This is a genomic window from Curtobacterium sp. UCD-KPL2560 (assembly GCF_001705035.1).
Lineage (GTDB): Bacteria > Actinomycetota > Actinomycetes > Actinomycetales > Microbacteriaceae > Curtobacterium.
Genome location: NZ_MCIG01000005.1, coordinates 75,225 through 90,177, shown reverse-complemented (window position 1 = coordinate 90,177; position 14,953 = coordinate 75,225). Strand labels below are relative to the sequence as shown.

Genomic DNA, 14,953 nt, shown 5'->3' with positions numbered 1-14,953 from the left:
CTGGTCGACCACGTGCGCGAGGAGCTGCCGTTCCCCCGCGGCGCCTCGATCCGGGTGCGGTACGGCGACGCCCGCGAGGTCCTCGGCAAGCCGCCCGACCGGCACCCGTGCACCCCCCCCGCGGCACGCCCCGGGCAGCCGTCGTCGGTGTGCGCTCGTCGCACGCCGCCCGGCGTGCGACGAGGCACCGACACCACGCGTGCCACCACCGACCCGGCGGTCCCGACGCGCCGACGGACCCGACCCGGCCGTCGGTCCCGCCGACCCCACCGGCGGCACGCTCCCCGGACCGTCCGCAGGAGGACCCGATGACCGACACCCTGAGCGTGCCCACGCTCCGACCCGCCCGCGTGGGCCGACCCACCCGGGCGACCCGCGCCTCCCGGCCGACGCCCGCCGCCGTGCGCACGCACGGCGAGACCGCACCCCGCTGGATGCGCGTCGTCGGCGCGGTCCTGCTCCTCGGCGGCGGTGCGCTGACCGCGGCCGTCCTCGACTGGCCGGGCGAGGCCCCCGAGGTCGCGCTCCTCGTGCCGGGCGTCGTCGCGCTCGTCACCGGTGCGCTGCTGCTGCTCGCGCGGACCGGGATCGCGGTGACCGACACCGAGGTGGTGCTGCGCTTCCGACCCCTGCCGCCGCGGCACATCGCCCGCCGCAGCATCGCGGCGGTCGCGGTCGTCGAGGCGGACGCCACGACGTTCGGCGGTGTCGGGCTGCGTCTCGGCCGGGGCGTCCGCGCGCTCCTGCTGACGCCGGGCCGGGGGGTGCGCATCACGGACGACCGCGGTCGCGTGACGTTCGTCCGGACCGACGACGCGCAGCGCGTGCGGCGTGCGCTGGAGGTGCGACAAGAGGGCTGAGACCAGGCGACAGGCGGGAACACCCGAGCGGTCTGCGGGCTTATACACGCCATCGCCGAATCCGGTCAAGCCAGGACTGGACAGCGCGCACAGGGGCGACCTATGATGACAGTTCGCGCTCCCTGGCATCCGTGTGTCGTCATATTGCGGTCGAACACGCGCCCTGGTCAGCCCATCCCGTATATGGCGGCGGGATCAGCTCACCGATCATCGCACAGGTCCACTCGTGCGGCCGTGTACCGGCCGGACGTGTCCTGCCTGGTACGGCGGTGGTCACCCGGGGTCGCGCCGAGCGATCAATCCACTCACCTACGTGCTGCTCGTCAGTACCGGCCCGACGGGGCCTACCGGAGGTCACACCCTTGGCTGCTGCGCCCAACGCATCCACCAACCCCAAGAACGGTCGCAACCACTCGCGACTCTCGTTCGCCAAGATCACGGACACCCTCACGGTTCCGGATCTGCTCGCACTCCAGACGGAGAGCTTCGACTGGCTCGTCGGCAACGACGTCTGGAAGGCACGTCTCGCCGAAGGGCAGGAGCAGGGTCGCACCGACCTCGCGCTGCACTCCGGCCTCGAGGAGATCTTCGAGGAGATCTCCCCGATCGAGGACCTCGGCGAGACGATGCAGCTCTCGTTCACGTCCCCGGAGCTCGAGGACCCGAAGTACTCCATCGACGACTGCAAGGAGCGCGGCAAGACCTACGCCGCTCCGCTGTACGTCAACGCCGAGTTCATGAACCACATGACCGGTGAGATCAAGACGCAGACGGTCTTCATGGGCGACTTCCCGCTCATGACCGAGCGCGGCACGTTCATCATCAACGGCACCGAGCGCGTCGTCGTCTCGCAGCTCGTCCGCTCGCCGGGCGTGTACTTCGAGCGCCAGCAGGAGAAGACGTCCGACAAGGACATCTACTCCGCGCGCATCATCCCGTCGCGCGGTGCGTGGCTCGAGTTCGAGATCGACAAGCGCGACCAGGTGGGCGTGCGCATCGACCGCAAGCGCAAGCAGTCGGTCACGGTCTTCCTCAAGGCGCTCGGCATGACGAGCGAAGAGATCATGGAGGAGTTCCAGGGCTTCGCCTCGATCGAGTCGACCCTCGAGAAGGACGCCGTCCTGACGAAGGAAGAGGCGCTCAAGGACATCTACCGCAAGCTCCGTCCGGGCGAGCAGGTCGCGGCCGAGGCAGCGCGTGCGCTCCTCGACAACTTCTACTTCAACCCGAAGCGCTACGACCTCGCCAAGGTCGGTCGTTACAAGGTCAACCGCAAGCTCGGCATCGACGCGAAGCTCAGCGACTCGGTCCTGACCGTGCAGGACATCGTCCGCACGATCAAGTACCTCGTCTCGCTGCACGCCGAGAAGACGACCTTCGACGGCGTGCGTGACGGCCAGCCCGTCCAGCTGCGCCTCGACGTGGACGACATCGACCACTTCGGCAACCGTCGCATCCGCGCCGTCGGCGAGCTCATCCAGAACCAGGTCCGCACCGGCCTGTCCCGCATGGAGCGCGTCGTCCGCGAGCGCATGACCACGCAGGACATCGAGGCGATCACGCCGCAGACCCTGATCAACGTGCGACCCGTCGTCGCCGCGATCAAGGAGTTCTTCGGCACCTCGCAGCTGTCGCAGTTCATGGACCAGAACAACCCGCTCGCGGGTCTGACGCACAAGCGTCGCCTGTCGGCCCTCGGCCCGGGTGGTCTGTCCCGTGAGCGTGCCGGCGTCGAGGTCCGTGACGTCCACCCGTCGCACTACGGCCGCATGTGCCCGATCGAGACCCCGGAAGGCCCGAACATCGGCCTGATCGGTTCGCTCGCGTCGTTCGGTCGGATCAACTCCTTCGGCTTCATCGAGACGCCGTACCGCCGCGTCGTGGACGGTCAGGTCACCACGACCATCGACTACCTCACCGCGTCGGAGGAGGACGACTTCGTCGTCGCCCAGGCGAACGCGCCCCTCACCGACTCCTTCCACTTCGCGGACGACAAGGTCCTCGTGCGGAAGAAGGGCGGCGAGGTCGAGCTCGTCGGCAAGGACGAGGTCGACTACATGGACGTCTCGCCGCGCCAGATGGTGTCGGTCGCGACCTCGCTCATCCCGTTCCTCGAGCACGACGACGCGAACCGCGCCCTCATGGGTGCGAACATGCAGCGTCAGGCCGTCCCGCTGCTCCGTTCCGAGTCGCCGCTCGTCGGCACCGGCATGGAGAGCTACACCGCGATCGACGCCGGTGACGTCGTCACCGCCGACAAGGCCGGTGTCGTCTCCGAGGTCTCGGCCGACGCCGTGACCCTGCGGCTCGACGAGGGTGGGACGCAGACCTACTACCTGCGCAAGTTCGACCGCTCCAACCAGGGCACGAGCTACAACCACCGCGTCATCGTCTCCGCCGGTGAGCGCGTGGAGCAGGGCGAGGTCATCGCCGACGGTCCCGCGACCGAGAACGGCGAGCTCGCGCTCGGCAAGAACCTGCTCGTCGCGTTCATGCCGTGGGAGGGCTACAACTACGAGGACGCGATGATCCTGTCGCAGAACCTCGTGAAGGACGACACCCTCTCCTCGATCCACATCGAGGAGTACGAGGTCGACGCCCGCGACACGAAGCTCGGCAAGGAGGAGATCACCCGCGACCTCCCCAACGTCAGCCCGGACCTCCTGGCCGACCTGGACGAGCGCGGCATCATCCGCATCGGTGCCGAGGTGCGCCCCGGCGACATCCTCGTCGGCAAGGTCACGCCGAAGGGCGAGACCGAGCTCTCCGCCGAGGAGCGCCTGCTGCGCGCGATCTTCAACGAGAAGTCGCGCGAGGTGCGCGACACCTCGCTGAAGGTGCCCCACGGTGAAGAGGGCACGATCATCGGCGTCAAGGTGTTCGACTCGCAGGACGGTGACGACGAGCTCGGCTCCGGTGTCAACCAGCGCGTGGTCGTCTACATCGCCCAGAAGCGCAAGATCACCGCGGGTGACAAGCTCGCCGGTCGTCACGGCAACAAGGGCGTCATCTCGACGATCCTGCCGGTCGAGGACATGCCGTTCCTCGCCGACGGCACCCCCGTCGACATCGTGCTCAACCCGCTCGGCGTCCCCGGCCGCATGAACTTCGGCCAGGTCCTCGAGATCCACCTCGGGTGGCTCGCGAAGCAGGGCTGGAACGTCGAGGGCATCCAGGAGTGGGCGTCCGCCCTCCCCGAGGCCGCCCACAGCGCGGCGCCCGGCACGAAGGTCGCCACCCCGGTGTTCGACGGTGCGTACGAGCGCGAGATCGAGGGCCTCCTCGACAGCACGCTCCCGAACCGCGACGGGGAGCGCCTGATCGGCTCCTCCGGCAAGGCGCAGCTCTTCGACGGCCGCTCCGGCGAGCCGTTCCCGGAGCCCGTCTCGGTCGGCTACATGTACATCCTCAAGCTGCACCACCTGGTCGACGACAAGATCCACGCCCGTTCGACCGGTCCGTACTCGATGATCACGCAGCAGCCGCTGGGTGGTAAGGCGCAGTTCGGTGGACAGCGCTTCGGTGAGATGGAGGTGTGGGCGCTCGAGGCGTACGGCGCCGCCTACGCCCTCCAGGAGCTCCTGACGATCAAGTCCGACGACATCCTCGGCCGCGTGAAGGTCTACGAGGCGATCGTCAAGGGCGAGAACATCCAGGAGCCCGGCATCCCGGAGTCGTTCAAGGTCCTCATGAAGGAGATGCAGTCGCTCTGCCTGAACGTCGAGGTCCTCTCGGCCGACGGCCAGGCGGTCAGCCTGCGCGACAACGACGACGAGGTGTTCCGCGCTGCGGAAGAGCTCGGCATCAACATCTCCTCGCGGTTCGAGTCGTCGTCCGTCGACGACATCTGATCCGGCCCGTACCGAACACGTTTCGAACTCAGCAAGAGAGAAGAACATTGCTCGAAGCAACGTCATTTGACGCCATCCGGATCGGCCTCGCGACCGCCGAGGACATCCGTCAGTGGTCGTACGGCGAGGTCAAGAAGCCGGAGACCATCAACTACCGCACCCTCAAGCCCGAGAAGGACGGTCTGTTCGGCGAGCAGATCTTCGGTCCGTCCCGCGACTGGGAGTGCGCCTGCGGCAAGTACAAGCGAGTCCGCTTCAAGGGCATCGTCTGCGAGCGCTGCGGCGTCGAGGTCACCAAGTCCTCGGTCCGTCGTGAGCGCATGGGCCACATCGAGCTCGCCGCGCCCGTCACGCACATCTGGTACTTCAAGGGCGTCCCGTCGCGCCTCGGGTACCTGCTCGACATGGCACCGAAGGACCTCGAGAAGGTCATCTACTTCGCGGCGTACATGATCATCGACATCGACGAGGAGGGCCGTCACGCCGACATGCCCGGCCTCGAGAACGAGATGCGCCTCGAGATCAAGACCCTCGAGGGGCAGCGCGACTCGATCATCGCCGACCGCCTCAAGAAGCTCGAGGACGACCTCGCAGCGCTCGAGGAAGAGGGCGCCAAGGCCGACGTGAAGCGCCGGACCAAGGACACCGCCGAGAAGGAGATGTCCCAGGTCCGCAAGTCCTTCGACGAGGACATCACCCGCCTCGAGCGCGTGTGGGAGGACTTCCGCAACCTCAAGGTCGGCGACCTCAAGCCCGAGGACGCCGTGTTCCACGAGCTCCAGGACCGCTTCGGGATCTACTTCGACGCCTACATGGGCGCCGAGGCGATCAAGCTGCGCCTGGAGGCCTTCGACCTGGCGGCCGAGGCCGAGGCGCTGCGGCTGCAGATCGCCGAGGGCAAGGGCCAGAAGAAGATCCGTGCGATCAAGCGTCTGCGCGTCGTGAGCTCCTTCCTCGCCACCGGCAACTCGCCGGCCGCGATGGTGCTCGGCGTCGTGCCGGTCATCCCGCCGGAGCTGCGCCCGATGGTGCAGCTCGACGGTGGCCGCTTCGCCACGTCGGACCTCAACGACCTCTACCGTCGTGTGATCAACCGCAACAACCGTCTCCGCCGCCTGCTCGACCTCGGTGCCCCCGAGATCATCGTGAACAACGAGAAGCGCATGCTGCAGGAAGCGGTCGACGCGCTGTTCGACAACGGTCGTCGTGGTCGTCCGGTCACGGGTACCGGCAACCGCGCCCTGAAGTCCCTGAGCGACATGCTCAAGGGCAAGCAGGGTCGTTTCCGCCAGAACCTGCTCGGCAAGCGCGTCGACTACTCGGGCCGTTCGGTCATCATCGTCGGCCCGCAGCTCAAGCTCCACCAGTGCGGTCTGCCGAAGCAGATGGCGCTCGAGCTGTTCAAGCCGTTCGTGATCAAGCGCCTCATCGACCTGTCGCACGCGCAGAACATCAAGTCGGCCAAGCGCATGGTCGAGCGTTCGCGTCCGCAGGTGTGGGACGTGCTCGAGGAGATCATCCGCGAGCGCCCCGTGCTGCTGAACCGTGCGCCGACGCTGCACCGTCTGGGCATCCAGGCGTTCGAGCCGCAGCTCGTCGAGGGCAAGGCCATCCAGCTCCACCCGCTCGTGTGTGCTGCGTTCAACGCGGACTTCGACGGCGACCAGATGGCCGTGCACCTGCCGCTGTCGGTCGAGGCCCAGGCCGAGGCCCGCATCCTGATGCTCGCCTCGAACAACATCCTCAAGCCGTCGGACGGCCGTCCGGTGACCCTGCCCGCACAGGACATGATCATCGGTCTGCACCACCTGACGACCGTCCGCGAGGGCGCCGTCGGTGAGGGCCGTTCGTTCTCCTCGGTCGCCGAGGCGATCATGGCGAAGGACCAGCACACGCTGGACCTCAACGCGATGGTGAAGATCCGCATGACGGGTGTCCACTTCGCCGAGGGTGAGGCGCCGGAGGGCTACGAGGTCGGTCAGTCGATCCTCCTCGAGACCACCCTGGGCCGTGCGCTCTTCAACGAGACCCTGCCGGCGGACTACCCGTTCGTGCAGCGCGTCACCGACAAGGGCACGCTCTCCGCGATCGTCAACGACCTCGCCGAGCGCTACTCCAAGACCGAGACGGCCGCCGCGCTGGACCGGATCAAGGACGCGGGCTTCTACTGGGGCACGCGCTCCGGTGTGACCGTCGCGCTCTCCGACGTCGTGACGCCTCCTCGCAAGAAGGAGATCATCGCGGGCTACGAGGTCCAGGCCGCCAAGGTCCAGGGCGAGTTCGACAAGGGCCTGATCACCGACGCGGAGCGCCGCGCCGACCTGATCAAGATCTGGACCGAGGCCACGAACGAGATCGCGCAGGAGATGCGCGACAACTTCCCGGTCGACAACACCATCAACCGCATGGTCTCGTCGGGTGCTCGTGGTAACTGGCTGCAGGTGCGCAACATCGCCGGTATGCGTGGTCTGGTGAACAACCCGAAGGGCGAGATCATCGCCCGCCCGATCATCAACTCGTACCGCGAGGGCCTGACCGTGGCGGAGTACTTCATCGCCACGCACGGTGCCCGCAAGGGTCTGGCGGACACGGCTCTCCGTACCGCCGACTCGGGGTACCTGACCCGTCGTCTCGTCGACGTGTCGCAGGACGTCATCATCCGTGAGGACGACTGCGGGACGACGCGTGGCCTCGAGCTGCCGATCGCGACCGTGGGTGCCGACGGCAAGCTCGTCCGCGACCCGCGCGTCGAGAACACCGTCTACTCGCGCACCCTGGCCTCCGAGGCCGTGGACGCGAAGGGCACGGTCGTCGCCGAGGCCGGTTCGGACGTCGGTGACGTCCTGCTGGACACGCTGCTCGAGGCGGGTGTCGAGAGCATCAAGGTGCGCTCGGTCCTGACCTGCGAGTCGGCCGTCGGTGTCTGCGCGCAGTGCTACGGCCGGTCGCTCGCCACGGGCAACCTCGTCGACATCGGCGAGGCGGTCGGCATCATCGCCGCCCAGTCCATCGGTGAGCCCGGTACCCAGCTGACGATGCGTACCTTCCACACGGGTGGTTCGGCCTCGGCCGACGACATCACCCAGGGTCTGCCCCGCGTCACCGAGCTCTTCGAGGCTCGTACCCCCAAGGGCGCGTCCCCGATCGCCGAGGCCCCCGGCCGCGCGACGATCGAGGACACGGACAAGGGCCGTCGCATCATCCTGACGCCGGACAACGGCGACGAGCCGTTCATCTACCCGGTGCTCAAGCGTGCGACCCTCCTCATCGAGGACGGGCAGCACGTCGAGCTCGGCGAGCAGTTCATCGCCGGCACGGTCGACCCGAAGGAGGTCCTCCGGGTCAAGGGTGTGCGCGAGGTCCAGAAGCACCTCGTCAACGGTGTGCAGGACGTGTACGGCTCGCAGGGTGTGCCGATCCACGACAAGCACATCGAGGTCATCGTCCGTCAGATGCTCCGCAAGGTCACCGTCGTCGACCACGCCGACACCGACCTGCTGCCGGGTGAGCTCGTCGACCGGTCGCGCTACAACGCGATCAACCGGGTGGCGCTGCAGGAGGGTCGCAAGACCGCCTCGGCCCGCCAGGAGGTCATGGGCATCACGAAGGCGTCCCTCGCGACCGAGTCGTGGCTGTCCGCCGCGTCCTTCCAGGAGACCACCCGCGTCCTGACGCAGGCGGCCATGGAGGGCAAGCAGGACCACCTCGTCGGCCTCAAGGAGAACGTCATCATCGGCAAGCTCATCCCCGCGGGGACGGGCCTCAGCCGGTACCGGGACGTGGACGTCGCCGCGACCGAGGAAGCCAAGGCGGAGCGGTACCCCAACCGCATCTTCGCCGACGACTCCTCGTTCTCGGACGCCGACCTGAGCTTCGTCGACTTCGACAGCTTCTCGTCGGACGACTTCACGCCGGGCACCTACAACTGAACCGCCCCAGCCGACCGACGTCGCACCGACTGACGTCGCGCTGAACGAGAAGGGCCCCACCTCCGTCACGGAGGTGGGGCCCTGCTCGTGCGCCGGGGACGCCGCCGGACCGGCGCCCGCCTGTGCGGGCCGCCGCGGTGCCGTGGGGTGACCAGGGGCGGACGGGAGGCGCGGTGCGGGCCGGCACCGCGCCTCCCGTCCGTCGGGTGGTCGCGTCGGACCGCGTCCGGTCGCGAGGCGGCGTCAGGCCGCGCGTCCGGACCCGCGGTCGCGTCCGGACCCGCGGCCGGTCTCGTCGACGAGCGAGAACAGGCTGAGCACGTTGCCGTCGGGGTCGCGCACGTCGAACCAGTCGACGGCGCCGTCGACGCACCCGACCGGGCCGACGTCGATGCCGAGCGCGGCGATCCGGTCGTGCTGCGCGCGGACGTCGTCGATCCCGAAGCGCAGGCTGACCGGGTTGTCCTCGGCGTCCGGGTCGACGAAGAGCTGCACCCAGATCCCGCCGACCTCGTACTCGGCGACGCCGTCCTCGGGCTCGAGGTCCGGTTCGAGCCGCTCGAACACCGCGCCGTACCAGAGGCAGGACGCCTCGATGTCGGTGACGGGCAACCCCACGGTCACGCTCGTGATGTCCATGACTCATCATGTCTCCAGCGGGTGGCACGCGTCGAGGGTCTGCCGTCGATCCGGGCTTCCTTCCTCCACAGGCAGTGCGGGGCCAGCGGTCGTCCACAGCAGCGCCGGAGCGGACCCGCGTGCGTGCTCGCGTGCGGCACGCTCTCGGCATGGACGGAGCGCTGCGACCACCCGGACACCGACCGGTACCCCAGCACTGGGGACACCGGACACCCCGCCGCCCCCTCGTTGTGGGACTGCGGGGGCGGGTGCCGCCGACCGTAGCGTGGACGGGCGCCGCGTCGTCGCGGCGCCGACCACACAGACCCGAACTCGACCCGAAGGAGTTCCCGGGGTACATGGCCACGCTCTCCGAGATCCTCATCCTCAACGGCGCCCTGCCGATCGAACACCTCGACGCCATGACCGGCGACGAGGACGTCGACGAACGCTCCATCCAGACCCTTGTCGACCAGGGCGTCGTGAGCGAGGCGCAGTACATCACCGCACGCGCCGCGTCGCAGAACTCGCGCACGGTGCCGCTCACCGACTACCCGGTGGACGGCACGGCGGTGTCGATGCTCCCGGCCGCGCTCTGTCGCCGCCACGGGGTGCTCGGCATCGGCTTCGAGGGCGAGGTCCTCGTGCTCGCGATGGTGAACCCGACGAACGTCCTCGCGATCGACGACGCCCGCGCCGCGTCCGGTCGCACCGTGAAGCCCGTGCAGGTCGACGAGCGCGAGCTCCACTCGGCGCTCGACCGCTACCTCCGGGCCGACGACGAGCTGAACGACCTGACGTCCTCCCTCGAGGAGGAAGCCTCCGCCCGTGCGGACGAGCGCGTCGACCTCGCCGCGGGGTCGCTCGACGACGTCCCGATCGTGCGCTTCGTGAACCTGCTCGTGTCGCAGGCGATCCAGGACCACGCCTCGGACATCCACATCGAGCCCGGCGAGCACGAGGTGCGGGTGCGGTACCGCATCGACGGCGTGCTGCACGAGATGGCTCCCGCGCCGAAGACGATCCAGAACGGCGTCATCAGTCGGCTCAAGATCATGAGCGACATCGACATCGCCGAGCGTCGGAAGCCGCAGGACGGCCGCATGTCCGTGCGCCACGGCGGCCGGCAGATCGACCTCCGGGTCGCGACGCTGCCGACCGTGTGGGGCGAGAAGGTCGTCATGCGGATCCTCGACAACACGAACACGTCGATGTCCCTCGGTGACCTCGACCTGCTCGAGCACAACGCGCAGGCGTACCGACGCTCCTACTCGAAGCCGTACGGCATGATCCTCGTGACCGGCCCCACCGGGTCCGGCAAGTCGACGACGCTGTACACGACCCTCAACGCGGTCGCCCGGCCCGAGATCAACGTCATCACCGTCGAGGACCCGGTCGAGTACCGGATGGCGGGCATCAACCAGGTGCAGGTCAACCCCAAGGCCGGGCTGACGTTCGCCTCGGCCCTGCGGTCCATCCTGCGCTCGGACCCCGACGTCGTGCTGCTCGGCGAGATCCGCGACCACGAGACCGCGCAGATCGCGATCGAGGCGTCGCTCACCGGGCACCTCGTGCTCTCGACGCTGCACACGAACGACGCGCCGTCGGCGATCACCCGCCTGACCGAGATGGACATCGAGCCGTTCCTCGTCGGGTCCGCGCTCGACGCGGTCGTGGCACAGCGCCTCGCGCGCCGGCTCTGCGACCGGTGCAAGGTGCCGGCCGAGGTCCCGACCGCCCAGCTCGTCGCGCTCGGACTCGTGCCCGACGACGGTGCCGTGGTCCCGCCGTTCTTCGCCCCCGTCGGCTGCGCGGTCTGCTCGAACACCGGGTACCGCGGACGCATCGCGCTGCACGAGGTGATGACCGTGACCGAGGAGATCGAACGCCTCGCCGTCGCGCGCGCCTCGAGCGCCGAGATCGGCCGCGTCGCCCGCGAGCAGGGGATGCTCACCCTCCGACAGGACGGCTGGCAGAAGGTCCTGCTGGGCCGGACCAGCGTCGACGAGATCCTGCGCGTCGTCGCGTAGCAGGCAGGGACACCAGGACCATGGACGAATCCGTGTACGACATCGAGTCCGGCGACGCCCCCGTCGCCGGCTGGCACCCCGGGCGACCCGGCGACGAGGTCGGCGGCAGCCGACGGGCCGCGCGGCTGGCTGCTGCGGCCGCTGCCGTGGGGGCCGAGGCGCCCGAGGGGTCCGGGGCGGCCGGGTCGGTGTACGACCTCTCCGCCGACGTGCAGGCCGCGTGGTCCGTACCCGCGGGGGGTCCTCCCCTGGCCAGCCCCGTCGCACAGCCCGACGCCGCGCCCGCGACGCCGCCGGCTGCCGTGCCGGCGTCGACCGCGACCTACGGGTACGGCGAACCGGTCGCGTCCGCCGGCGTGCCGAGCTGGGCCGATCCGGCCGGAGCGGCGACCGCGGGTCCGACCGCGTGGGCCGACACGGCCGGAGCGGCGACCGAGCACCTGCCGGTGGCGCCCGCGGCAGCGACCACGGTCCTCCCGGTCGTCCCGACCGCCCCGGTCGGCGGTGCGCTGCCGGCGCCCGCCGTGAGCACCGGGCACCCCGAGATCGGCTTCACCCGCCACGCACGTGAGGTCGCCGACGGCGACCTCGTCACGGCGCTGGCCCAGGTGGTCTACCAGGACGCCTCGGACCTGCACGTCACCGCCGACGCCCCGCCCACCGTCCGCGTCGACGGATCGCTCCGCCCCGCCGTGCCCGGTGGACCGTGGTCACGCAACAAGGTGATCGCCGCGCTCAAGACCCTGCTCACCCCGGAGCAGACCGGACAGTTCGACCACGAGCAGGAACTCGACTTCGCGTACTCGCTGTCGCCGGAGTACCGCTTCCGCGTGAACTACTACCAGCAGCGCGGCAACTGGGGCGCCGCCTTCCGCATCATCCCGACGCGGATCAAGACGCTCAAGCAGCTCGGCATCCCGGAGCACGTCGGGCGCTTCGCGAAGCTGTCCCGCGGACTCGTCCTGGTGACCGGGCCCACCGGGTCCGGCAAGTCGACGACGCTCGCGGCCCTCATCGACCTCGTCAACGAGACCCGTGCCGACCACATCGTCACCGTCGAGGACCCGATCGAGTTCCTGCACGACCACAAGCGGGCGATCATCAACCAGCGCGAGGTCGGCGCAGACACGCACTCGTTCGCCGCGGCGCTCAAGCACGTGCTCCGCCAGGACCCCGACGTCATCCTGATCGGTGAGCTCCGCGACCTCGAGACCATCTCCGTCGCCCTCACCGCCGCCGAGACCGGCCACCTGGTGTTCGCGACGCTGCACACGCAGAGCGCGCCGGGCACGATCGACCGCGTCATCGACGTGTTCCCGCCGCACCAGCAGGGACAGATCCGCACGCAGCTCGCCGCAACGCTCGAGGGCGTCGTCTGCCAGACCCTCGTGCCGAAGGCGAACGGCTCGGGCCGGGTCGTCGCGACGGAGATCATGAAGACCACCCCGGCGATCGCCAACCTCGTCCGCGAGGGCAAGACCCACCAGATCACCTCGGCCATGCAGGCCGGGCGCGACGCGGGCATGCACACGATGGACCAGGACCTCGCCGAACTCGTCAACGTCGGCACCGTCACGCGCGCCGCGGCGATGGAGAAGGTGCACGACGAGGACGGCTTCGACCGCCTCGTGCAGCGCGTCGAGTCGCCGTCCGAGTCGTCCGCCGCCGCCATCGCCGCGGCGGAGATCGACTTCGGCGACAAGTACTCGGGAGGCCACTGATGTCGCTCGCATTCGACTACCGCGGCCGCGACGGCAGCGGCAAGCTCGTCAAGGGCCGGCTCGACGCCGCCTCCGAGGGTGCGGTCGTCCAACGCCTGCGCGGGATGGGCGTCTCGCCGATCGCGATCACCGAAGCGACAGCCGGCACCGGTCTGCAGACCGAGATCAAGATCCCCGGGTTCGAGCGCGGCGTCGGGCTGAAGGACCTCGCGATCACGTCGCGGCAGGCCTCGACCATGCTGTCCTCGGGGTTGTCGCTCCTCCGGGCGCTGTCGATCCTGGCCGACCAGACCGAGAGCAAGAAGCTCAAGGAGATCCTCGGCAAGGTGCGGGACGACGTCGAGCGCGGTGTCTCGTTCTCCGACGCCGTCGCGAAGTACCCGGTCGACTTCCCGCCGATCATGATCAACATGATCCGGGCGGGGGAGACCGGCGGGTTCCTCGACCAGGCCATGGACTCCATCGCGACGAACTTCGAGAAGGAGCACAAGCTCCGCACCACCATCCGGTCGGCGATGACCTACCCGGTCGTCGTGCTCGTGATGTCGCTCCTCGCGGTGATGATCATGCTGATCTTCATCGTGCCGATCTTCCAGAAGATGTTCGAGGGGCTCGGCGGGCAGCTGCCGTTGCCGACACTCGTGCTCGTCGCGGCCTCGCACGCGATGGTCTTCGTCGGTCCGGTGCTGCTCGTCGGCGCCGTCGTCGGGTGGATCTGGTGGCGGGCGAACAAGCACACCGACCGGGTGCGCGCCTTCGTCGACCCGCTCAAGCTGCGGCTCCCGGTGTTCGGGCAGCTCAACCGCAAGATCGTCATCGCCCGGTTCTCGCGCAACCTGTCGAACATGATCGGTGCCGGTGTGCCGATCCTGCAGGCGTTGCAGATCGCCGGAGAAGTGTCGAACAACTTCGTCGTCGAGAAAGCGCTGCAACGCGTCGCGGAAGCCGTGCGCAAGGGGGATTCCATCAACGTCCCGCTCTCGGCCGAGAAGGTCTTCCCGTCGATGGTGTCGCAGATGGTCGCGGTCGGTGAGGACGCGGGATCCCTGGAGACCATGCTCGAGAAGATATCGGTCTTCTACGACGCCGAGGTCGAGGCGACCACCGAGGCCCTCACCTCGTTGATCGAACCATTGTTGATCGCATTCCTGGGCGTGGTCGTCGGCGGCATGATCGTCGCGCTCTACCTGCCGATCTTCCAGATCACCTCACTCGTCAAGTAGTTCGGCAACCTTCCTACATCCCCGTGTTCCCGGGGCTGCGACCCCCGTGCGGGGGCGGCGCGGTCGTGCGTACCCCCGGGACTGGGGTCGGCGGGGAGGCGTACTGGCCCCCGTTCTCGGGATGCTGCCCCAGGAATGACGTCAATACGCTTGCCCAGGCGGCCGGAAAGGCCCCACAGACTTCCTCCCGACATTCACTCCCGAAGAATGGAACAACAATGTACTTCGCTCTCATGGGCAAGCTCGACGCGCGTCGCAAGGGTCTCCTCGAGGACGAGGAGAAGGGCTTCACGCTCATCGAACTCCTGGTCGTCGTGATCATCATCGGCATCCTCGCGGCCATCGCGATCCCGGTGTACCTGAACGTGCAGAACAATGCGAAGGACGCGGCCGCGAAGTCGGACCTGCAGAACGCGAAGACGGCGATCATCGCGAACTACACGCAGACGAACGCGTTCCCGGCGACGGGCCTTCTCTCGACTCTGTCCGGCTTCAGCGCCGGAACGTACGCGGACAAGGGCGTGGCCCCCGACCTCAAGAGCGCCGATGCGAAGGCAGGCACGTTCTGCATCCAGGCGACCAGCAACGCGGGCAACATCTTCCACGTCGACCAGGACGGCGGAGCCAAGGCGGACGTCTGCGGCAAGTAAGCCGGCGCAAACAACGCGGACGGGGTCGTGCTGACGGCCCCGTCCAGTGTTCGTACTCGAGGACGATCGGA

At 68.7% G+C, this 14,953-nt stretch carries 8 protein-coding genes and 1 pseudogene; 8 read left to right on the top strand and 1 reads right to left on the bottom strand.

The window, feature by feature from the left end; all coding sequences use genetic code 11:
- The 4 genes and pseudogenes from BEP24_RS17945 to BEP24_RS02960 form a co-directional block, all read left to right on the top strand.
- A pseudogene (locus BEP24_RS17945) lies at nt 1-90 on the top strand (spermine synthase); the annotation flags it as partial.
- 218 nt (nt 91-308) lie between these two features.
- Entirely contained in the window at nt 309-860 is a 552-nt protein-coding gene (locus BEP24_RS16810; protein ID WP_141693331.1) for a hypothetical protein, read from the top strand.
- Nucleotides 861-1,222: 362 nt separating this feature from the next.
- A complete protein-coding gene (gene rpoB / locus BEP24_RS02965) occupies nt 1,223-4,711 on the top strand; it encodes a DNA-directed RNA polymerase subunit beta (RefSeq protein WP_065960081.1) in 3,489 nt (1,162 codons plus the stop codon).
- A 47-nt stretch (nt 4,712-4,758) separates the two neighbouring features.
- Nucleotides 4,759-8,640, top strand: a complete 3,882-nt coding sequence (locus BEP24_RS02960; RefSeq protein ID WP_065960079.1) for a DNA-directed RNA polymerase subunit beta' — start codon at nt 4,759-4,761, stop codon at nt 8,638-8,640.
- Between the two features lie 243 nt (nt 8,641-8,883).
- On the opposite strand, the gene BEP24_RS02955 is transcribed toward BEP24_RS02960, so the two are convergent.
- Nucleotides 8,884-9,279 (bottom strand): VOC family protein, encoded by a 396-nt coding sequence (locus tag BEP24_RS02955; protein ID WP_065960076.1) that lies wholly within the window; start codon nt 9,277-9,279, stop codon nt 8,884-8,886.
- A gap of 338 nt (nt 9,280-9,617) precedes the next feature.
- Between BEP24_RS02955 and BEP24_RS02950 the strand changes: the two genes are divergently transcribed.
- The 4 genes from BEP24_RS02950 (at nt 9,618) to BEP24_RS18105 (ending at nt 14,882) form a co-directional block, all read left to right on the top strand.
- Nucleotides 9,618-11,288: an ATPase, T2SS/T4P/T4SS family gene (locus BEP24_RS02950; protein ID WP_065960074.1), complete on the top strand. Its 1,671-nt coding sequence runs from the start codon at nt 9,618-9,620 to the stop codon at nt 11,286-11,288.
- Between the two features lie 20 nt (nt 11,289-11,308).
- Nucleotides 11,309-13,009 carry a type IV pilus twitching motility protein PilT gene (locus tag BEP24_RS16360; RefSeq protein WP_083230022.1) on the top strand — a complete coding sequence of 567 codons (1,701 nt, stop codon included), beginning with the start codon at nt 11,309-11,311 and terminating at the stop codon, nt 13,007-13,009.
- Nucleotides 13,009-14,232: a type II secretion system F family protein gene (locus tag BEP24_RS02940; protein WP_083230021.1), complete on the top strand. Its 1,224-nt coding sequence runs from the start codon at nt 13,009-13,011 to the stop codon at nt 14,230-14,232. Before BEP24_RS16360 ends, BEP24_RS02940 begins: the two co-directional genes overlap by 1 nt.
- Before the next feature lie 218 nt (nt 14,233-14,450).
- Nucleotides 14,451-14,882, top strand: coding sequence for a type IV pilin protein (locus BEP24_RS18105; protein ID WP_065960072.1), 432 nt, complete (start codon nt 14,451-14,453; stop codon nt 14,880-14,882).
- The last annotated feature ends 71 nt before the right edge of the window (nt 14,883-14,953 follow it).

Excerpts from the sequence above, each read along its gene's own strand:
- BEP24_RS16810 (WP_141693331.1), top strand. The coding sequence starts at position 309 with ATGACCGACACCCTGAGCGTGCCCACGCTCCGACCCGCCCGCGTGGGC.
- BEP24_RS02955 (WP_065960076.1), bottom strand. The coding sequence starts at position 9,279 with ATGGACATCACGAGCGTGACCGTGGGGTTGCCCGTCACCGACATCGAG.
- BEP24_RS02950 (WP_065960074.1), top strand. The coding sequence starts at position 9,618 with ATGGCCACGCTCTCCGAGATCCTCATCCTCAACGGCGCCCTGCCGATC.
- BEP24_RS16360 (WP_083230022.1), top strand. The coding sequence starts at position 11,309 with ATGGACGAATCCGTGTACGACATCGAGTCCGGCGACGCCCCCGTCGCC.
- BEP24_RS02940 (WP_083230021.1), top strand. The coding sequence starts at position 13,009 with ATGTCGCTCGCATTCGACTACCGCGGCCGCGACGGCAGCGGCAAGCTC.
- BEP24_RS18105 (WP_065960072.1), top strand. The coding sequence starts at position 14,451 with ATGTACTTCGCTCTCATGGGCAAGCTCGACGCGCGTCGCAAGGGTCTC.